The organism is Nocardioides sp. LS1, assembly GCF_003865225.1.
Classification (GTDB): domain Bacteria; phylum Actinomycetota; class Actinomycetes; order Propionibacteriales; family Nocardioidaceae; genus Nocardioides; species Nocardioides ginsengisegetis.
In genome coordinates this window covers 545444-564411 of sequence record NZ_BIFF01000002.1, presented here as the reverse complement: position 1 = coordinate 564411, position 18968 = coordinate 545444, and the positions used below count along the sequence as shown (strand labels likewise).

The 18968-nt window shown below is 72.5% G+C and carries 20 protein-coding genes; 14 read left to right on the top strand and 6 right to left on the bottom strand.

Annotation, left to right across the window (positions count from 1 at the left end; genetic code table 11):
- The first annotated feature begins 53 nt into the window (after nt 1-53).
- Nucleotides 54-1268 (top strand): LCP family protein, encoded by a 1215-nt coding sequence (locus EJF31_RS07495; RefSeq protein WP_125036469.1) that lies wholly within the window; start codon nt 54-56, stop codon nt 1266-1268.
- 8 nt (nt 1269-1276) lie between these two features.
- The gene (locus EJF31_RS07490; protein ID WP_125036468.1) at nt 1277-1462 is read left to right on the top strand and encodes a hypothetical protein; all 186 of its coding nucleotides are present in this window, start codon (nt 1277-1279) and stop codon (nt 1460-1462) included.
- A gap of 1 nt (nt 1463) precedes the next feature.
- Here the strand turns inward: EJF31_RS07490 and EJF31_RS07485 are convergent, their stop codons facing one another.
- Genes EJF31_RS07485 through EJF31_RS07475 form a run of 3 tightly spaced genes read right to left on the bottom strand, consistent with a single transcriptional unit; the run spans nt 1464 to nt 2891 of the window.
- Nucleotides 1464-1832 (bottom strand): MscL family protein, encoded by a 369-nt coding sequence (locus EJF31_RS07485; protein WP_125036467.1) that lies wholly within the window; start codon nt 1830-1832, stop codon nt 1464-1466.
- A 54-nt stretch (nt 1833-1886) separates the two neighbouring features.
- Nucleotides 1887-2507, bottom strand: a complete 621-nt coding sequence (locus EJF31_RS07480) for an SAF domain-containing protein (RefSeq protein WP_125036466.1) — start codon at nt 2505-2507, stop codon at nt 1887-1889.
- A gap of 54 nt (nt 2508-2561) precedes the next feature.
- Nucleotides 2562-2891, bottom strand: coding sequence for an FmdB family zinc ribbon protein (locus EJF31_RS07475; RefSeq protein ID WP_125036465.1), 330 nt, complete (start codon nt 2889-2891; stop codon nt 2562-2564).
- Nucleotides 2892-2962: 71 nt separating this feature from the next.
- Between EJF31_RS07475 and EJF31_RS07470 the strand changes: the two genes are divergently transcribed.
- Nucleotides 2963-5599, top strand: a complete 2637-nt coding sequence (locus EJF31_RS07470) for a penicillin acylase family protein (RefSeq protein ID WP_125036464.1) — start codon at nt 2963-2965, stop codon at nt 5597-5599.
- A 628-nt stretch (nt 5600-6227) separates the two neighbouring features.
- Here EJF31_RS07470 and EJF31_RS07465 read toward each other — a convergent pair.
- Genes EJF31_RS07465 through EJF31_RS07455 form a run of 3 tightly spaced genes read right to left on the bottom strand, consistent with a single transcriptional unit; the run spans nt 6228 to nt 9051 of the window.
- Nucleotides 6228-7343 carry a glycoside hydrolase family 6 protein gene (locus EJF31_RS07465; protein WP_125036463.1) on the bottom strand — a complete coding sequence of 372 codons (1116 nt, stop codon included), beginning with the start codon at nt 7341-7343 and terminating at the stop codon, nt 6228-6230.
- A 9-nt stretch (nt 7344-7352) separates the two neighbouring features.
- Nucleotides 7353-8390: a hypothetical protein gene (locus EJF31_RS07460; RefSeq protein ID WP_125036462.1), complete on the bottom strand. Its 1038-nt coding sequence runs from the start codon at nt 8388-8390 to the stop codon at nt 7353-7355.
- Between the two features lies 1 nt (nt 8391).
- On the bottom strand, nt 8392-9051 hold the full coding sequence (locus tag EJF31_RS07455; protein WP_125036461.1) for a TIGR03085 family metal-binding protein: 660 nt from the start codon (nt 9049-9051) through the stop codon (nt 8392-8394).
- Between the two features lie 98 nt (nt 9052-9149).
- Here EJF31_RS07455 and EJF31_RS07450 point away from each other — a divergent pair, with 98 nt between their 5' ends.
- The 11 genes from EJF31_RS07450 (at nt 9150) to lgt (ending at nt 18811) form a co-directional block, all read left to right on the top strand.
- Entirely contained in the window at nt 9150-11000 is a 1851-nt protein-coding gene (locus EJF31_RS07450; protein ID WP_125036460.1) for an ABC transporter ATP-binding protein, read from the top strand.
- Entirely contained in the window at nt 10997-12796 is a 1800-nt protein-coding gene (locus EJF31_RS07445) for an ABC transporter ATP-binding protein (protein ID WP_125036459.1), read from the top strand. The genes EJF31_RS07450 and EJF31_RS07445 overlap by 4 nt, the downstream gene beginning before the upstream one ends.
- Nucleotides 12797-12818: 22 nt before the next feature.
- Nucleotides 12819-13169 (top strand): phosphoribosyl-AMP cyclohydrolase, encoded by a 351-nt coding sequence (gene hisI / locus EJF31_RS07440; protein ID WP_182539058.1) that lies wholly within the window; start codon nt 12819-12821, stop codon nt 13167-13169.
- Nucleotides 13162-13770 carry a Trp biosynthesis-associated membrane protein gene (locus tag EJF31_RS07435; protein ID WP_125036457.1) on the top strand — a complete coding sequence of 203 codons (609 nt, stop codon included), beginning with the start codon at nt 13162-13164 and terminating at the stop codon, nt 13768-13770. Before hisI ends, EJF31_RS07435 begins: the two co-directional genes overlap by 8 nt.
- 65 nt (nt 13771-13835) lie before the next feature.
- The gene (locus EJF31_RS07430) at nt 13836-14036 is read left to right on the top strand and encodes an HGxxPAAW family protein (protein ID WP_125036456.1); all 201 of its coding nucleotides are present in this window, start codon (nt 13836-13838) and stop codon (nt 14034-14036) included.
- A gap of 98 nt (nt 14037-14134) precedes the next feature.
- Complete coding sequence (locus EJF31_RS07425; RefSeq protein WP_221767491.1) at nt 14135-14458, top strand: DUF2752 domain-containing protein; 324 nt, start codon at nt 14135-14137, stop codon at nt 14456-14458.
- Nucleotides 14459-14541: 83 nt separating this feature from the next.
- Complete coding sequence (trpC, locus tag EJF31_RS07420) at nt 14542-15324, top strand: indole-3-glycerol phosphate synthase TrpC (protein WP_125037684.1); 783 nt, start codon at nt 14542-14544, stop codon at nt 15322-15324.
- Nucleotides 15321-16559 (top strand): tryptophan synthase subunit beta, encoded by a 1239-nt coding sequence (trpB, locus tag EJF31_RS07415; protein WP_125036454.1) that lies wholly within the window; start codon nt 15321-15323, stop codon nt 16557-16559. Before trpC ends, trpB begins: the two co-directional genes overlap by 4 nt.
- Complete coding sequence (gene trpA, locus EJF31_RS07410; RefSeq protein ID WP_125036453.1) at nt 16556-17353, top strand: tryptophan synthase subunit alpha; 798 nt, start codon at nt 16556-16558, stop codon at nt 17351-17353. The genes trpB and trpA overlap by 4 nt, the downstream gene beginning before the upstream one ends.
- The gene (locus tag EJF31_RS07405) at nt 17346-17942 is read left to right on the top strand and encodes an SCO family protein (protein ID WP_125036452.1); all 597 of its coding nucleotides are present in this window, start codon (nt 17346-17348) and stop codon (nt 17940-17942) included. The genes trpA and EJF31_RS07405 overlap by 8 nt, the downstream gene beginning before the upstream one ends.
- Complete coding sequence (lgt, locus tag EJF31_RS07400) at nt 17939-18811, top strand: prolipoprotein diacylglyceryl transferase (protein WP_125036451.1); 873 nt, start codon at nt 17939-17941, stop codon at nt 18809-18811. The genes EJF31_RS07405 and lgt overlap by 4 nt, the downstream gene beginning before the upstream one ends.
- The last annotated feature ends 157 nt before the right edge of the window (nt 18812-18968 follow it).

Here is an 18968-nt window from a genome sequence, read left to right as displayed (position 1 = left end):
GCCGTGATTCACGCGCCGCCCCTGATGCATGCCCCCGATCGTGAAGGTGACCGATGTCTGACGCTGAGCAGACCGATGCCCAGCCCGACAACGGCGCGCCCAAACGCCGGGGCAAGGTGCGCAAGAGGCACACGGTCGCCAAGGTGCTGCTGGTCAGCGTGGTCGTGCTCGGTCTCGTCACCGGCCTGTCGGTGGTCTTCATCTACCGCCACCTCAACGGCAACCTCAACGTCGTCGACCTGACCAACCAGCTCGGCAACCGTCCCGACAAGGTCAAGGTCGAGGGCCCCCAGGAGCCGCTCAACATCCTGGTGATGGGCTCCGACAGCCGCGACTGCAGCGGCTGCAACATCGACAACCTCACCGGCGGTGGCCAGCGCTCGGACACCACGATCCTGCTCCACCTGTCCGCGGACCGGTCCCGCGCCTACGGCATCAGCATCCCGCGCGACTCCGCGATCGACCGGCCCACCTGCAAGGCCGAGGACGGCAGCGACATCCCCGGCGGCACCCACGTGATGTGGAACGAGGCCTACTCGGTGGGCGGCCCCGCCTGCACGATCCGCCAGTTCGAGCAGCTCACCGGCGTGCTCGTCGACCACTTCGTGGTCGTCGACTTCGAGGGCTTCAAGGGCATGGTCGACGCCGTCGGCGGCGTCGAGGTCTGCATCCCCGAGCCCGGCATCGTCGACCACGCCCACGGCATCGACCTGCCCGCCGGCACCCGCAAGCTCGAGGGCCAGCAGGCGCTCAACTACGTGCGCGAGCGCTACGTCGTCGGCAACGGCTCCGACGTGGGCCGGATGAAGCGCCAGCAGGCGTTCATCGCCTCGATGGTCCACCAGGTGCTCTCGGCCGGCACGCTCGCCAACCCCTACAAGATCGTCCGGTTCCTCGAGGCCGCGACCAAGTCGCTGACGCTCGACAAGGACATCGGCTCGCTGAAGAAGCTCGGGGACCTGGGCTACCAGTTCCGCAACATCGGCCTGGACAAGATCCAGTTCCTGACGATCCCCAGCATCCCCGACCCTGCCGACCCCAACCGCCTCGTGTGGACCCCCGCGGCCAAGCAGGTCTGGGACAAGATCGCCAAGGACGAGCCGCTGACCAAGCGCCTTGCCACCGACGTGATCACGCCCGGCAACCTGCCGAGCTCGGGCGGCACGTCCTCCTCGCCCAGCGGCTCCGGCTCGCCGAGCGGCTCGGGCAAGGGCGGCCCCAACGAGGCTGACGCGCAGGCGCTCGCCGACGCGGGCCTCTGCACCTGAGGGTGACCGTGGCCGAGAAGAAGCCCGAGGGCAGACCCGAGACCGCGTGGGAGCGCCGCAAGCGCCTCGCGACGGTCTTCGGCGACGTGCTGCCGGACACCACCAGCGACGAGCGTGAGCCCGGCTCCCGGGAGTCCGGCGAGGAGCGGGGCGAGGCCTGGCTCAAGGCGCAGGTCCCGCCCCACCACGGGTAGGTCAGAGGCCGCCGCCCTGGCGGGTGGCCAGCAGGTCGCGGATCTCGGTGAGCAGCGCGATGTCGGCCGGCGTGCCGGTCGGCTCGGCCGGGAAGAAGCGCTCCTTGGCCTTCGTGTAAGGCATCACGATCAGGTAGTAGACGACCGCGGCCATGATCAGGAAGGCGATCAGCGCCGTCAGCCAGGCGCCCACGTGGATGCCGTGCGGGGTGTAGTTGGAGAAGTCGGGGGTGCCGCCCACCTTGCCGACGAGGTCCATGATCAGCGCCACGGTGGCGGTCACGACGGCCGCGAACGCGCCGGCCATGATGAAGGCGACGGCCAGCTCGACCAGGTTGCCGCGCAGGATGAAGTTCTTGAATCCGGTCATGGTGTGACTCCTTCTGTGCCCCGAGGGAAGCGGCGGTGATGTGACTCCGCGACGCTACTGCGAAAGGGCGAACGTCAGGAAGAAGCGCACCGCGGCGTCCGCCAGCGCCTCCACCTCGCCTCCCGGCACCCCGAGCACCACCAGTCGCCCCTGCGTCCCCTCCGACCGGTCGGGCGCCGGGATCGCCAGCACCGGCGCGTCCGCCGCCACCGTCGTCGCGCCCGCCCCCTGCGGGTCGGTGGCCACCACGTCGACCCGGTCGCCGACGCGCAGCAGCGCGACGGCCCCTCCGTCCGGGAAGCGCACCGGCACGGCGGTCAGGCCCGGGTAGCCGCCGGTCAGCGCCGGACCCACCAGGCGTACGTCGGTGACCGGCTCGCCCCGGCGCAGCGGAGCCGCCAGAACCCGCCCCGCCGCGTCCGCGGCGATCCCGTCCGGCACGGTCCCGGGTGCGTACGACGCCTCCGCCAGGTCGGCGCGCGCCAGCACCGATCCCGCCGGCAGGTCGTGCGCGGCGACCAGCACCGTGATGCGGTGCGGCGGCGGCGCAACGGCCGCGTGCACGCCGGAGCCGACTGCGACGGCGGTCAGGGCGGCGGCGAGCAGGCGCCGGTGGCGCAGCACCCCGCGGCGTACGCGGACGAGGAGGCGGCGAGCGCGGTCGGAGCGGGACATGGCCCCGACGCTAGGCAGGAATCCGTCCGCGCGGGACGGCTCTCCACAGGGGCGTCAGTCGGAGGAGCTGCTGGAGGAGCTGCTGGACGAGCTCGTGGACGGGGTGCTGGCCTTCTCGGCGGTCTTCGTCGAGGTGGTCGACGAGCCCGACGACGAGCTGGAGGAGTCCGACGTGCTGCTGGCGGCGGGCGTGCTCGACGACGAGCCGTTGCGGCTGTCGGTGCGGTAGAAGCCGGAGCCCTTGAAGACCACGCCGACGGCGTTGAAGACCTTGCGCAGCTTGCCGTTGCACGACGGGCACTCGGTGAGCGCGTCGTCGGAGAAGCTCTGGAACTGCTCGAAGTCGTGGCCGCACTCGGTGCAGGCGTACTGGTAGGTCGGCACGGTTCTCCTCAGGTTCTGGCACTCGGCCCTGACGACTGCCAATGGTACGTCACGGCAGAATGGCCTTCACCATGACGACCACCACCCCCGCCGGCTCCGCCCCTTCTTCCCCCGGCGCCACCGTGGCCGCCTGGTGGCGGCAGTTCCGCGGGCTGCCGCGGCCCCTGCGGGTGGCGTCGTACGTCGCCCTCGGCCTGGTGCTCGTCCTGGTCGCGGGCCTGGTCACCGGCGTGGTCCTGGTGCGCCGGCCGCTGCCGCAGACGACCGGCACCATCGACGTGCCGGGGCTCAGCGCAGACGTGACCGTGGTCCGCGACGACCACGGCATCCCGCAGCTCTACGGCGACAACCTCGACGACCTGATGCGCGCGCAGGGCTACGTGCACGCCCAGGAGCGGTTCTTCGAGATGGACGTGCGCCGGCACGCCACCGCCGGCCGGCTGGCCGAGATGTTCGGCGAGCCCGCGCTCGAGAGCGACGAGTACGTCCGGACCATGGGCTGGCGCCGGGTCGCCGAGCGCGAGCTGGCGCTGCTCGAGCCGGAGACCCGCGAGGCCCTCGAGGCCTACTCCGACGGCGTCAACGCCTACCTCGACACCCACTCACCGAGCCGGATCGCCGTCGAGTACACCGTGCTGAACGCCGGCGGCCTCGACTACGAGCCCGAGCACTGGACCCCCGTCGACTCCCTGTCCTGGCTCAAGGCGATGGCCTGGGACCTGCGCGGCAACATGACCGACGAGATCGACCGGGTGCTGGCCCTGGCCGACCACAGCGCCCAGCAGGTCGCCAGCCTCTACCCGCCCTACCCCTACGACGAGAACGCGCCGATCGTCGGCCGGGGCACGGTCGTCGACGGCGTCTTCGAGCAGGACGCCACCACCGGCGGCACCCGCAACCCGCAGCGTCCGGCGTTCACCGCCGGCGCCCGGTCGGCGCTGCGCTCGCTGCGCGACGGGCTGGACCGGATGCCGTCGTTCCTCGGGCGCGGCGAGGGCATCGGCAGCAACAGCTGGGTGGTCGACGGCAAGCACTCGGCGACCGGCGAGCCGCTGCTGGCCAACGACCCGCACCTCTCGACCTCGCTGCCCGGCGTGTGGATGCAGATGGGGTTGCACTGCACGACCCTGTCGCCGAGCTGCCCCCTGGACGTCGCCGGCTTCACGTTCTCCGGCGTGCCCGGCGTGATCATCGGCCACAACCAGGACATCGCCTGGGGCTTCACCAACCTCGGTCCCGACGTCAGCGACCTCTACCTCGAGAAGGTCGAGGGCGACCGCTGGCGCTACGACGGCAAGCTGCTGCCGCTGCGCACGCGCACCGAGACGATCAAGGTGCGCGGCGGCGAGGACGTGACGCTGACCGTCCGCTCGACGCGGCACGGCCCGATCCTCTCCGACGTGTCCGACCAGCTCGCCGACGTGGGCGAGGAGGCCCGGGTCGAGGGCGCGCCGGCGCTGCCCGACGGCACGTCGTACGCCGTGGCGCTGGAGTGGACCGCCCTGCACCCCGCGCCGACGGCCGACGCGATCCTCGAGCTGGACAAGGCCACCGACTGGCGCTCCTTCCGGGCGGCCGCCGCCGACTTCGCCGTGCCGGCCCAGAACCTCGTCTACGCCGACCGCGAGGGCCACATCGGCTACCAGGCGCCCGGCCGCGTGCCGATCCGCAAGTCCGGCAACGACGGGCTGCTGCCGGTGGCCGGCTGGCGGCCGGAGAACGACTGGACCGGCGACTACGTGCCGTTCGACGGGCTGCCGCAGGTCCTCGACCCGGCCGAGGGGTTCATCGTCACGGCCAACCAGGCCGTGATCGGGCCGGACTACCCCTACCACCTGACCGACGACTGGGACCGCGGCTACCGCGCCCAGCGGATCCGCGACCTCATCGACTCCGAGCAGGAGCTCTCGGTCGACGAGATGGCCGCGCTCCAGCTCGACGACCACAACCCGATCGCCCCGACGCTGGTGCCGTTCCTGCTCGACGTGAAGCTGCCGCGCGGCTACCACTCGGCCGGCCAGCAACTGCTGCGGACGTGGGACTTCAGCCAGCCCGCCGACAGTCCCGCCGCGGCGTACTTCAACGTCGTGTGGCGCAACGTCCTCGCCGACACCTTCCACGACGACTTCGACAAGGACCTCTGGCCCGACGGCAACGAGCGCTGGATCGCGGTCATGGAGACGCTGCTGCGCGACCCCTCCAACGCCTGGTGGGACGACCGGACGACCGACACCACCGTCGAGACGCGCGACGACATCCTCACCCGGGCCCTGCTCGAGGCCCGCGACGAGCTCACCCGCCGCGAGTCGGTGAGCCCCGACGACTGGACCTGGGGCCACCTGCACCAGCTCGACCTCCAGAGCCAGACGCTCGGCAAGTCCGACATCGCGCCGGTGCGCTGGCTGGTCAACCGGGGCCCGTGGGAGGTCGGCGGCAGCAGCTCGGCCGTCGACGCGACGTCGTGGGACGCCGCCGACGGCTACGACGTCACCAGCGCCCCGTCGATGCGGATGGTGGTCTCGCTCGGCGACTTCGACGAGTCCCGCTGGATCAACCTCACCGGCGTCTCCGGCCACCCCTTCAGCGCCCACTACACCGACCAGACCGACCTGTGGGCCGACGGCGAGACCCTGCCGTGGCTGTTCACCCGCTCGGCCGTCGAGGACGCCGCGAAGGCGACCCTCACGCTGCGGCCCGCGGGCAGTTAGCCCGCTGAGGGCTTTTCGCCCGCTGCGCGGGCGGATTCCGCTGCGCGGGGCAGCCTCCCCGGGGGTTCCTCCACCCGGCTGGGCCGGTGGGACGCTCCCGTGGACCCCACGCACGTCGCAGGGTCGGACGCGTCGCCGCCCCCGAGGCCCGCGGTGGGTTGCGGTCCGCTGGGGCGGCGCCACGCACGACTTTTACGCGCCGTGCGTGGGGTCCCCGTCCGCGCCCCACCGTCCCGGCTGCTTCCCGGCCACCGGGCGGGCGGGGATCAAGGGTCGCCAACCGACCCGTTCCGGGCTGACGCGGCATGTCCCTCGGCTTGCGGCAGCGCGGACCGGGTGGTCGACCGGACCTTGTTTCCCCGCCCGCCCGAGAGCCCGGGGACGGCCCGGGGACGGCGGGACGCGCACGCGGGGCCGAGGCGCGTCGCATAAAAGGCGTGCGCGGCGCCGCGCGGCGGCCCGGAAGGAAACCGCCTGGACGGCGACGCGTCCGCCCAAGCGACGTGCCTCGCGTCCCGCGGGAGCGGCACGCCGGCCCCACCCCGGAGCCCGACGTCCCGGGGAGGCTGCCCCGCGCAGCGGCAACCGCCCGCGAAGCGGGCGACAAACAAGCGGCCGCAACCGCGGCCTACTGCCAGGGAGTCGTCCGCGCCAACGTCAGCGCCCGCTTCATCACGAACGGGCTCGCCTGGTCGAACAGCCAGGGTCGGCCGAACCACAGGTAGCCGTCGGCGTACGCCGCCGCCTTGAGGCGCTGCCCGAGCGTCAGGCCCCAGGCCGGGTTGGCGACATCGGTCGTCGGCGGGATGCCGAGGGTGACGCAGTGGTGCTGGGTCTTGTCCTGGCAGGTGTAGGCGTTGTCGAAGTCGGGGCCCTTGTAGGTGTAGCCGCGGAAGGGCTGGCCGTTGGAGGAGGTGTTGACGACGAAGTGCTTGTCGAGGATGCCCTTCTCCGCGAGGGCCTGGGCCACGGCGGCGCCGTAGTCCACCTCCTCGGCGACCGAGTCGTAGTGCGTGGAGTTGAAGGCGAACCCGCGGACCATGCTGATCCCTGCGGGCATCAGGATCTTCAGGGCGGTCTTGGGGTTGCTGCGGTTCCAGTCGGCGGCGCCGGCGTCGATGTAGATCGTGGTGTTCGGGTTGGCGCTGAAGGTCTTCGCGGCGTAGCGGATCATCCGCGACGGCAGCTTCGAGCCGTTCTTGGCGCACAGCGCGAAGGGGCCGTCGGGCTGAAGGATCATCGCGACGTACGTCGACCCGATCGCGGCGGCCGCGTTGCGCACCCACTTCTTGTAGCTGGCGACCTCCGCTGTCGTGGGCAGTCGGTTGCAGACCCGGTCGTTGCCCTCCCAGGGGACCATCCGGAAGATCGCCATCTGCACCATCACGTCGGGGTCGCCCCCGGTGGCGCTGGCGACGAGCTTGTGGATGCGGTCGGCGATGTCCCGGTCGGCCACCCACTTGCCGTACCACTGCGCCTTGGGCTGCAGCACGATCTTGTCGAGCAGCTCCTTCTTGCGCCCGGTCGCCTTCGTCCACGGCTCCCAGGCCATGTCCTGCGGGCCGAGGTAGACGCCCCACGGGTGGGCGGCGAGGGGGTTGCCGGGGAGGGGGATGATCGGCCCCGCCGCAGCCGAGGTGTGGTCCTGCGGGGCGAGGGTCAGCGGCAGCGCAACGCCCAGAACCGCCACGCCGATGCGACGCAGGACCCGGGACAGCGCACCCGAAGGGGGGTTGGGGAGCACCCGAAAATGCTAGCGGCGCAGCAGCCCCAGCGGGACGGAATAGAGCCGACGGACCTCGGGATGTGACACCACGAGGGTGTCCCCGACGATCGCTGCCGCGACGTTCTCGGTGGTGGGGCCGGCATCGTCGATGACGAGCGGGTCGCCGATCGTCCGGGTGGCCGTGTCGATCCGGCTGACCGTCGGCCCGACCTGGCCCACGACGTACACGTCGTTGCCGTCGGCGACCACGGCGTCGGCGTGGTCGAGCGGGAAGCGGGCCACGACCTTGCCGGTCACCTCGTCGACGCCGATCACCCGCGACTGCACGGTGCAGGCCACCCAGACCACGTGGTCGACCCACGCGAGGCCCTGCGGGGTCAGGCACCGGCGGTCGAGCGGGACCGTGCGGGCCTCGTAGTCGCTGCACTCGGGGAGGTGGGCTGCGCAGTCGTGGACGAGAAGGAGCCGAGTGAGGGAGGCGTCGACGTAGTTGGCGACCCACGCGCCCCGGTCCCCGATCGCGACGAGCCGGGGGCCGGCCCCCGTGCGCAGGTCCTCGACGACGTCGCCGGATGCGGGATCGACGCGCAGCACCCGGTCGTGGGCCTGGTCGACCACCCAGAGGGAGGTGCCGTCCCAGGCCAGGCCCTCGGGCTCGCTGCCCGCCGGCTTGAGGTGGACAGTGCGGTCGACCTGGCCGGTGTCCGGGTCGATCCGGACGATCGTGCCGTCGCGGATCACGCTCACCCACACCCCGTCCGGGGTGGCCACGAGCCGCAGAGGCGCGCTGCCCACCGGGACCTCGTGGCCGTGGACCGTCAGGATGCTTCCGGAGTCAGGCAGGGCGGCCCAGGCATGGGAGCCGACGGCCGCGACGCCGACCGGCCGGTCGGGGACGTCGGTGACGGTGACGCCGGCCGGGGGAGTGAAGGTGGGCTCGTCGGAGACCACGTCGGAGGAGCCGGCGGGGGAGCCCGGCTCGGCGACCCCCGGGTCGGCGTCGGTCGAGGTGCAGCCCGCGAGCAGGAGGCCCGACAGCGCAGCGACCGCCAGCAGGCCCCGCACGTCAGAAGCCCAGCTCGGCGCGCCGCAGCGCCGCGATCCGGTCGGGCGGTCCGGAGAACTCCACGTCGCGGAACTCGGCGCGACCGAAGAGGAACATCACCAGCTCCGACGGGAGTCCGCGCACTACGACCGGGTCGTCGCCGCGCCGCAGGGTCGCGTGCGCGTCGGTGTCGGACCGCTCGATGCGCACCGGCACGCCGGCCGGCCGCACCAGTCCCCGGCCCCCGAGGCGGATCGCGCGCCACAGCCGCGAGCGGTCGCTCTCGCTGAGCTCCCGCGGCTCCCACCCGGGCTGCGCCCGGCGCAGGTCCTCGTGGTGGACGAAGTACTCCAGGGTGTTGAACGCGACGTCCACCGGCGGCAGGGCGTACGGCGTGAGGCCGGGCCGACGCAACCGCTCCACGAGCACCGCGAAGTCGCGGCGGCCGACACGCTCCATCGCCTTCTCGGTCAGCACCTCCAGCCCGGGGACCGCGATGCCGGTCGCCCCCAGCGGGCTGTGCTCGCGCACGAGGCAGTGCTCGACGAGCTGCTTGGCCGTCCAGTCGCCGCACAGCGTGGGGGCGTCCTCGCCGACGGCCAGCGCGGTGTCGCACATCGCGACCCGCTCCCGCCGCGCGAGCGACGTACTGCCCGTGAGCGCGCTCAGGGAGAGGGTCATGGCGGTGATCGTAGGGCCGATGCCGGGCCGCGCGGGAGGAAGCAGGACGCAACCCCCGGGAATGGGGTGTCGTCGGTGTCGCCGACTACCCTGAGCCAGTGGCAGATGAACGGGTGGAGCGTCGCCCCGCGACGACGCGGCAGGGCTTCTCGGTGCTCCTGGTGGCGATCCGTCGCGAGCCCTGGATCTTCACCCTCTCCGCGGTCGGGAGCCTGCTCTTCGGCGCGTTGACCGTGGCCGACGCGTGGGTGCTCGGCTGGTCCACCGACCACGTCGTGCTGCCGGCCTTCAAGAACGGCGAGATCGGCAACGGCCTGCTGGTCGCGATCCTCGCGCTCTTCGTCGGCGTGGCCATCCTCCGGGCGGTCGGCATCGTGGCGCGCCGCCTGGGCGCGGGCGTCATGCAGTACCGCATGCAGGCCCACACCCGCCGCGCCGTGACGAGGCAGTACCTCTCCCTCCCCATGGAGTGGCACCAGCGGCACCCCACCGGGCAGCTGCTCTCCAACGCCAACTCCGACGTCGAGGCGGCCTGGGGCCCGATCGCCCCGCTGCCGATGGCGGTCGGCACGGTCGCGATGATGGTGATCGCGGTCGTCCAGATGTTCGCCGCCGACCTGGTCCTGGCGTTCGTCGGCCTCCTCGTCTTCCCGCTCGTCATCGCCGCCAACATCGTCTACCAGCGCGTCGCCTCGCCGCTGATGACCCGGGCGCAGCAGCTGCGTGCCGAGGTCAGCGAGGTCGCCCACGAGTCCTTCGACGGCGCGATGGTCGTCAAGACCCTGGGTCGCGAGGGCGAGGAGACCGCACGCTTCGCGGAGAAGGCCCACGAGCTGCGTGACGTCAACATCCGCGCCGGCCGGATCCGCGCCGCCTTCGACCCGGTCCTGGCCGCCCTGCCGAGCTTCGGCGTCCTCGTCGTGTTGGCCGTCGGCGTCGACCGGGTGATGAGCGGCGCGACTGCGGCCGGCGACGTCGTCACCGTCGCCTACCTGCTCACCATCGTCTCCTTCCCGATCCGCTCGATCGGCTGGCTCCTCGGCGAGTTCCCGCGCAGCGTCGTGGGCTACCGCCGCGTGCGCCAGGTGCTGGACGCGACCGGCGAGATGCCCTTCGGCGAGACCCCCGCCCCGTCGGGCGACGACCCGGCCGGCGCCCACCTCGTCGTCGACCACCTCAGCTACTCCTACGACCCCGACCAGTCGCTGCTGTCCGACGTGAGCTTCGAGGTGCAGCCGGGCCGGACGGTCGCCATCGTCGGCGCCACGGCGTCCGGCAAGAGCACCCTGACCACCCTGATGACCCGCCTCGTCGACCCCGACGGCGGCCGCATCCTCGTCGACGGGGTGGACCTCCGCGACCTGGCGCGGGGCGAGCTCGCCGCGGCGATGGCCGTGGTCCCGCAGACCGCCTTCCTCTTCGACGACACCGTGCGCGGCAACGTCACCCTCGCCCACGACGACGACGCGACCATCTCCGACGACGAGGTCTGGGCGGCGCTGCGCGCGGCGCAGGCCGACGGCTTCGTCGCGGCCCTGCCGCACGGGCTCGACACCCGCCTCGGCGAGCGCGGTACGTCGCTCTCCGGTGGCCAGCGCCAGCGCATCTCGCTGGCCCGCGCGCTGGTCCGCCGGCCGCGGGTGCTGATCCTCGACGACGCCACGTCCGCGGTCGACCCCGAGGTCGAGGCCCGGATCCTGGGCGCCCTGCGCGACGGCGACCGCGGCACCACCCTGGTCGTCGTGGCCTACCGCAAGGCGACCATCGGGCTGGCCGACGAGGTGGTGCACCTCGAGGAGGGCCGGATCGCCGACCGCGGCACCCACGCCGAGCTGCTGCGCCGCAGCAGCTCCTACGCCCACCTCGTCAACGCCTACGAGCAGCACGCCGAGCACGCCGGGCTGGCCGGCCACGCCGGCGAGACCGAGATGGCGGGGGATGCCTCATGACCACGCTCGCCCCCGACGGAACCCGCATGGAGACCGGCGAGGACCTGCCGGCCCTCGAGACGATCCGCCGCGGCGTCCACCACTCGCCCGAGCTCCGCGAGGGCATCGGGATCACCCTGCTGCTGGCCGTGCTCGCCAGCATCGGCCAGGTGGTCGTGCCGATCGCCGTGCAGCAGACCCTCGACCACGGCCTCGACGCCGCCGGCGGCCCCGACCTGCGCTTCACGGTCCTGATGGGGATCGGTGCCGCGGTCGCGCTGGCGGTGACCAGCTGGGCGTCGTACGCCATGACCAGCCGGCTGTTCACCAGCTCCGAGCGCGGCCTGGCCACGCTGCGGATCAAGGCGTTCCGCCACGTCCACGACCTGCCGCTGCTCACCCAGAACACCGAGCGCCGCGGCGCCCTGGTCTCGCGCGTCACCAGCGACGTCGACCAGGTCAGCCAGTTCCTGGTCTTCGGCGGCCTGATCTTCGTGGTCAGCGTCGGCCAGATCCTGGTCGCGACGGTCCTGATGGTGGTCTACAGCTGGCAGCTCGCGATCGTCGTGTGGGTCTGCTTCGCGCCGCTGTTCCTCTCGCTGCGCTACTTCCAGCGCAAGCTGTCCGACGCCTACGGCACGGTCCGCCGCCAGGTCGGCGTGATGCTGTCCGCGATCTCCGAGCCCGTCGTCGGTGCCGCGGTCGTCCGCTCGTACGCCGTCGAGGACCGCACCCAGCGCCGCATCGACACCGCGATCAGCACCTACCAGGCCGCCAGCACCCGCGCCCAGGGCTTCACGGCGTTCTCGTTCTCCCTCGGCGGCATCTCGGCCGGCCTGGCCAACGCCGGCGTGCTCATCGTCGGCATCTGGCTCGGCTTCGCCGGCGACATCACCGCCGGCAAGGTGCTGGCCTTCGCGTTCCTCGTCTCGCTGTTCGTCGGTCCCGTCCAGATGGGCACCCAGATCCTCACCGACGCCCAGAACGCCATCGCCGGCTGGCGCCGGGTGATCGGCATCCTCGACACCCCGGCCGACCTGGTCGACCCCGGCAGCGACGGCCAGGTGCTGCCGCGCGGCCCGATCGACGTGCACTTCGAGGACGTGACGTTCTCCTACCCCGGCGGGCCGCCGGTGCTGCGCGACGTGACGATGGAGATCGCGGCCGGCCGCCGCGTCGCGATCGTGGGGGAGACCGGCTCGGGCAAGTCGACCTTCGCCAAGCTCCTCACCCGGTTGATGGACCCGGCCGAAGGTGCCGTGCTCCTCGACGGCGTCGACGTCCGCGAGATCGCGCAGGTCTCGCTGCGGCGCAGCGTGGTGCTGGTGCCGCAGGAGGGGTTCCTCTTCGACGACACCATCGCCGCCAACGTCCGCTACGGCCGGCTCGGCGCGACCGAGGCCGAGATCCTCGCCAGCGCCGACCAGCTCGGTCTCGGCGACTGGGTCGCCGGCCTGCCGCGGGGGCTCGAGACCCGCGTCGGCCAGCGTGGTGAGTCGTTGTCGGCCGGCGAGCGCCAGCTCGTCGCGCTGCTGCGTGCCCACCTCGCCGACCCCGACCTGCTCGTGCTCGACGAGGCCACCAGCGCGGTCGACCCGGCCCTGGAGATGCGCATCGGTCGCGCCCTCGAGACGCTGATGAGCGGCCGGACCTCCGTCACGATCGCCCACCGCCTCTCCACCGCCGAGAGCGCCGACGAGGTCGTCGTGGTCGACAAGGGCCGGATCGTCCAGCGCGGCCCGCACCGCCAGCTGGTCGCGGAGGACGGCGTCTACGCCGGCCTGCACGCCAGCTGGGTCAGTCAACAGGGCTCGTGACCCACCCGCGATACTGGAGCCCGTGACCACCCTCGACCCCGCGATCGCCGACCGCCTCAAGCGCACCGACACCGGACTGGTGCCGGCGGTGGTCCAGCAGCACGACACCGGCGAGGTGCTGATGCTCGGCTGGATGGACGACGAGGCGCTGGCCCGCACGCTCACGACCGGGCGGGCGACCTACTGGAGCCGCTCCCGCCAGGAGTACTGGGTCAAGGGCGACACCTCCGGCCACGTCCAGTGGGTCAAGGAGGTCCGGCTCGACTGCGACGGCGACACGCTGCTCGTCAAGGTCGACCAGGAGGGCGCGGCCTGCCACACCGGCGACCGCACCTGCTTCGACGCCGACCTGCTCGGATCCGCCGATGGCTGAGCGGTCCCGCCGCCGCACCTTCGGGCCGGTCGTCCTGCTCGGCCTCGCCGCCGGCACCCTCACGGCCGTCGCCGGCAACAAGACCTGGGCCACCGTCGACGTCTCGGCGCGGTCCACCCGCCTGGGCGCCGACTGGTACATGGGCTTCGGCGGCAGCGTCGACGCCGGCAAGATGCCCGTCACCACTGCCTTGGCCCTCGTCGTGCTCGCCGCCTGGGGCGTCGTCCTGGTCACCCGGGGACGCGTACGCCGCGGGGTGGCCGTCCTCGGTGCGCTGGCGGCGATCGGCACCCTCGCGGCCGTCGTCGTGGGCTGGTCCCAGGTCGGCGACTCGCTCCGCGCCGACCTCTCCGGGGTCGGAGTCCTGCACGCGAGCACCAGCCACACCGGCTGGTTCTGGGCAGCCGCCGTGGGCGCCGTCCTGTCGGTCCTGAGCAGCGTCCTGGCCGTCCTGCTCACGCCTCAGTGGCCCGAGATGGGCAGCCGCTACGACGCCCCCACCGGCGGCGACGACCCGGCGCCGCCGGCCACGCCGCTGGAGGAGCAGACCAACATCGACCTCTGGAAGGCGATGGACGAGGGCCACGACCCCACCGCCTGACCCGGCGCCGGCACCGGCTGAATAGACTGTGCCCCGCACGACCGATCCCGCCCCGAGGAGCACGCATGTCTGACAACCACGGCAACACCCCGGCAGCCTGGAGTGCCGTCGCGGTCGGCCTCCTCGCCTTCCTGGTCGGTGGCATCGGCCTCATGCTCGACCCGGTCTCGATGACGATCTTCTGGATCGGCGTGGCCATCGGCGTCGGCGCCATCGTGCTCTACGTCGTGATGGCCAAGCTCGGCTACAACACCGAGAGCCACTGACGGACACCCTCGCGCGCTCGGGCACCGGCCGCCTGCAGCGGCTGGCCTCCCCGCTCGCCGTCGGCGCGGCCGCGGCCGCCGGAGCGGTCGCCCTGCACGTGCGCGACCCGCACATCGACGGCTCCTGGGGGCACTGCCCCACTGCGCTGCTCGGCTTCTGGTGCCCGCTGTGCGGGAGCCTCCGGGCGGTCAACGACCTGACCCACCTCGACCTCGGCGCCGCCGCGTCGAGCAACCTGCTCCTCGTCGTGGCCCTGCCGGTCGTCCTGGTGCTGTGGGTCCGCCGCCTCGTTGCGTGCTGGCGCGGCGGACCGGCGCTGGCGCCCGTCGCCGTCGCGCCGACCGTCTGGTGGACGCTGGCGGTCGTCGTCACGGCGTTCACCCTGGCCCGCAACGTCCCGGGCTCCTGGCTCGCTCCCTGATCCCGTCTCGGTCGGGCAACCGCGCGGGTGAGAGGCTAGGGACCGGCCACCCGCACCCACGCTTCCCTGAGATGGAGGACCCGATGTCCGTGCTCGACGACATCGTCGCCGGCGTACGCATCGACCTCGCCGCCCGGGAGGCCGCCACGCCGATCGCGGACCTGCGCGCCGCGCTGGCCGACGTCGACCCGCCGCGTGACCCGATGCCGCACTTCCGGGCAGCCGGCTCGAGCGTGATCGCCGAGGTCAAGCGCCGCAGCCCCTCCAAGGGCGCGCTCGCCGACATCCCCGACCCCGCGGTGCTCGCCACGGCCTACGCCGCGGGCGGAGCCGCCGCGATCAGCGTGCTCACCGAGGAGCGCCGCTTCGGCGGCAGCCTGGCCGACCTGCGGGCGGTGCGCGAGGCGGTCGACACCCCGATCCTGCGCAAGGACTTCATCGTCACCGGCTACCAGCTGGTCGAGGCCCGCGCGGCCGGCGCCGACCTCGCGCTGCTGATCGTCGCCGCGCTCGACGACAGCGAGCTGACGCGCCTGCACGACATGGCCCGCGAGCTCGGCCTGACCGTGCTCGTCGAGGTCCACGACGAGGCCGAGACCGAGCGGGCCGTGGCCCTCGGTGCCGAGCTGATCGGCGTGAACGCGCGCAACCTCAAGACGCTGGAGATCGACAGCGACGTCTTCGGGCGGCTGGCGCCGCTGGTGCCCGACGACCGCGTGAAGGTGGCGGAGTCCGGCATCTTCGGTCCCCAGGACGTGCAGCGCTTCGTCGGGGAGGGGGCCCGCGCGGTCCTCGTCGGCGAGGCGCTCGTGAAGGACGGCGACCCGCGTGGAGCGGTCGCCGCGATGACGGGAGTCGAGGCATGACCACCACCACCTGGGACGCCGACGAGCGCGGCTGGTTCGGGGGGCCCGAGCACGGTTGGGGCGGCCGGTTCATGCCCGAGGCGCTCGTGGCCGCGCTCGACGAGCTCACCGTCGCCTGGCAGGACGCCATGGCCGACCCGTCGTTCGTCGCGGAGTTCGAGGCGATCCTGCGCGACTACGCCGGCCTGCCGAGCCCGCTCTACTTCGCCGAGCGGCTCTCGGACAAGGTCGGCGCCCGGATCCTGCTCAAGCGCGAGGACCTCAACCACACCGGTGCCCACAAGATCCGCAACGTGCTGGGCCAGGCCCTGCTGACCAAGCGGATGGGCAAGACCCGCGTCATCGCCGAGACCGGCGCCGGCCAGCACGGCGTCGCCAGCGCGACGGCCGCCGCCTACTTCGGCCTCGACTGCACCGTCTACATGGGCGCCGTCGACACCCGCCGCCAGGCGCTGAACGTCGCCCGGATGAACCTCCTCGGCGCCAAGGTCGTGCCGGTCGAGTCCGGCTCCGCGACCCTGAAGGACGCCATCAACGAGGCGCTCCGCGACTGGGTCGCCAGCGTCGACCACACGGCGTACCTCTTCGGCACCGCCGCCGGCCCGCACCCCTTCCCCAGCATGGTCCGCGACTTCACCCGCGGCATCGGCGACGAGGCCCGCGCCCAGTGCCTCGAGCAGTACGGCGCCCTCCCGGACGCCATCGCCGCGTGCGTCGGCGGCGGCTCCAACGCCATCGGGCTGTTCACCGCGTTCCTCGAGGACGAGGGCGTCGAGATCTTCGGCTTCGAGGCCGGGGGAGACGGGGTCGACACGCCCCGCCACGCCGCCACGATCCACGCCGGCCAGTCCGGTGTCCTGCACGGCGCGCGCACCTACGTCATGCAGGACGAGGACGGCCAGACCGTCGAGTCGCACTCGATCTCGGCCGGCCTCGACTACCCCGGCGTCGGCCCGCAGCACGCCCACCTCGCCGCCACCGGTCGGGCGACCTACCTGCCCGTGACCGACGACGAGGCCATGCAGGCGCTCGCGCTGCTCAGCCGCACCGAGGGGATCATCCCGGCCGTCGAGTCCGCCCACGCCGTCGCCGGCGCGCTGCGCCTGGCCGCCGAGCGCCCGGGCCAGACGATCCTGGTCAACCTGAGCGGCCGCGGCGACAAGGACATGGGCACCGCCATCGAGTACTTCGGGCTCGGCAACCCCGACGAGGTCACCGAGGAGCCGGTGGGATGACGACACGCATCGCGTTCGAGAAGGCGAAGGCCGACGGCCGCGCCGCCCTCGTCGGCTACCTGCCGGCCGGCTTCCCCGACGTGGCCGGCGGCATCGACGCGCTCCGGGCCATGGTCGAGGCGGGGTGCGACATCATCGAGGTCGGTCTGCCCTACAGCGACCCGGTCATGGACGGCCCCACCATCCAGGCCGCCGCGCAGCAGGCGCTCGAGGGCGGCATCCGCACCACCGACGTGCTCCGCACCGTCGAGGCGGTCGCCGCCACCGGCACGCCGACGGTCGTGATGACCTACTGGAACCCTGTGGAGCGCTACGGCGTCGAGCGGTTCGCCGCCGACTTGGCGAGCGCCGGGGGAGCGGGCCTGATCACGCCCGACCTGACGCCCGACAGCGGACCCGAGTGGATCGCGGCGGCCGACGCGCACGACCTCGACAAGATCTTCCTCGTCGCCCCGTCCTCGACCGACGAGCGGATCGCGATGACCACCGCGGCCTGCCGTGGGTTCGTCTACGCCACCGCCGTCATGGGCGTCACCGGCGCCCGCACCACCACCAGCGACCTGGCCGGCCCGCTCGTCGCCCGCACCCGCGCGGCCACCGACCTTCCGGTGGGCGTCGGCCTCGGCGTCAGCAACGGCGACCAGGCGGCCGAGGTGGCGTCGTACGCCGACGGCGTGATCGTCGGCTCGGCGTTCGTGCGCGCCCTCCTGGACCACCCCCACGACCGGGCCGCCGGCCTCCGGGCGCTGACCGCGCTCACCGAGGACCTGGCCGGTGGGGTGCGGCGTGCGTAGGACCCAGCTCGCCGTCCTGTCGCTCGTCCTGCTCGCCGGGTGCAGCACCGCCGACGGCAAGGCAGCGACGCTCCAGGGCATCACCCTGGACCAGCCCTACGTCGTCCCGTCGACCCCGCTGACCGACACCTCCGGTGCCAGCTACTCGCTCACGAAGGACACCGACAAGCCGCTCACGCTGGTGTTCTTCGGCTACACCAACTGCCCCGACATCTGCCAGGTCGTGATGTCCACGCTGGCCAGCGCGATGACCCGCCTCGACGCCAGCGACCGCGCCCAGGTCGACGTCGTCCTGGTCACCACCGACCCAGCGCGCGACACCGGACCGGTGCTGACCCGCTACCTCTCGCACTTCGACCCGACGTTCATCGGGTTGACCGGCGACCTCGACACGATCGCGGCGATCGGCAGGCCGATGGCGGTCGCGGTCGAGCAGGGCAAGAAGCTGCCCAGCGGCGGCTACGAGGTCGTGCACAACACCCAGGTCAGCGCGATCGGCAGCGACGACAAGGTCCACATCCTCTGGACGCAGGACACGTCCGCCGCCACGATCGCCTCCGACGTACACCTGCTGCTGGAGAAGTCATGATCACCTCCCTGTCGATCCCGAGCCCGTCCCAGGGCGTCTGGTACCTCGGCCCGGTCCCCATCCGGGGCTACGCCCTCGCGATCATCCTCGGCATCGTCGTCGCGATCTGGATCGCCGAGAAGCGCTGGGTCGCGCGCGGCGGCAAGGACGGCGAGGTCAGCGACCTGGCGATCTGGGCGGTGCCCTTCGGCCTCGTCGGCGGCCGGATCTACCACGTGATGACCGACCACGCGCTCTACTTCGGCGAGGGCAAGCACCCCATCGAGGCGCTCTACGTGTGGCGCGGTGGCCTCGGCATCTGGGGCGCGATCGCGCTCGGTGCGCTGGGCGTGGTGATCGGCGCGCGACGCAAGGGCATCCGGCTGCTGCCCGTGCTCGACGCGATGGCGCCGTCGGTGCTGGTGGCGCAGGCTCTCGGCCGCTGGGGCAACTGGTTCAACCAGGAGCTCTTCGGCAAGCCCACCGACCTGCCCTGGGGCCTGGAGATCGCCCCGGAGAACCGGCCGCTGGGTTACGAGCAGTACTCCACGTTCCACCCGACGTTCCTCTACGAGTTCCTGTGGGACCTCGGCGCCTTCGGCTTCGTGGTCTGGGCCGACCGCCGGTTCCGTCTCGGCCACGGCCGGGTGATGGCGCTCTACGTCATGGCCTACACCGTGGGCCGCGGCTGGATCGAGATGCTCCGCATCGACGACGTCGAGCTCAAGGACGTCGGTGGGCTGCGCTTCAACGTGTGGACCTCGATCGTGCTGTTCGTCGCCGCCGCCGTCTACTTCGTCGTCTCCAGCCGTCGCCGCCCCGGTCGCGAGGAGCAGGTGTACGTCGGTCGCCCCGACGAGACCGTCGCGTCCGTGGAGACCTCAAACTAGGGCGCTCGTCACGCGTCCGCGCCGCGGTCGGGCCCTGCTCGGCCCGATCATCCGGTGGTAGCCTGAGTCCTCCGCTAGGGCCAATGTCGTCCCCTGCAATGCACGATCTGCAGTTCCTCTTGCACGGCCGAATCTGCCTGATGTGAGCTCGGCACCA

Bases quoted from the DNA above. Each gene is read 5' to 3' on its own strand.
- EJF31_RS07495 (WP_125036469.1), top strand. From the start codon at position 54: ATGTCTGACGCTGAGCAGACCGATGCCCAGCCCGACAACGGCGCGCCC.
- EJF31_RS07485 (WP_125036467.1), bottom strand. From the start codon at position 1,832: ATGACCGGATTCAAGAACTTCATCCTGCGCGGCAACCTGGTCGAGCTG.
- EJF31_RS07480 (WP_125036466.1), bottom strand. From the start codon at position 2,507: ATGTCCCGCTCCGACCGCGCTCGCCGCCTCCTCGTCCGCGTACGCCGC.
- EJF31_RS07470 (WP_125036464.1), top strand. From the start codon at position 2,963: ATGACGACCACCACCCCCGCCGGCTCCGCCCCTTCTTCCCCCGGCGCC.
- EJF31_RS07455 (WP_125036461.1), bottom strand. From the start codon at position 9,051: ATGACCCTCTCCCTGAGCGCGCTCACGGGCAGTACGTCGCTCGCGCGG.
- EJF31_RS07445 (WP_125036459.1), top strand. From the start codon at position 10,997: ATGACCACGCTCGCCCCCGACGGAACCCGCATGGAGACCGGCGAGGAC.
- EJF31_RS07435 (WP_125036457.1), top strand. From the start codon at position 13,162: ATGGCTGAGCGGTCCCGCCGCCGCACCTTCGGGCCGGTCGTCCTGCTC.
- EJF31_RS07430 (WP_125036456.1), top strand. From the start codon at position 13,836: ATGTCTGACAACCACGGCAACACCCCGGCAGCCTGGAGTGCCGTCGCG.
- trpC (WP_125037684.1), top strand. From the start codon at position 14,542: ATGTCCGTGCTCGACGACATCGTCGCCGGCGTACGCATCGACCTCGCC.
- trpB (WP_125036454.1), top strand. From the start codon at position 15,321: ATGACCACCACCACCTGGGACGCCGACGAGCGCGGCTGGTTCGGGGGG.
- trpA (WP_125036453.1), top strand. From the start codon at position 16,556: ATGACGACACGCATCGCGTTCGAGAAGGCGAAGGCCGACGGCCGCGCC.
- lgt (WP_125036451.1), top strand. From the start codon at position 17,939: ATGATCACCTCCCTGTCGATCCCGAGCCCGTCCCAGGGCGTCTGGTAC.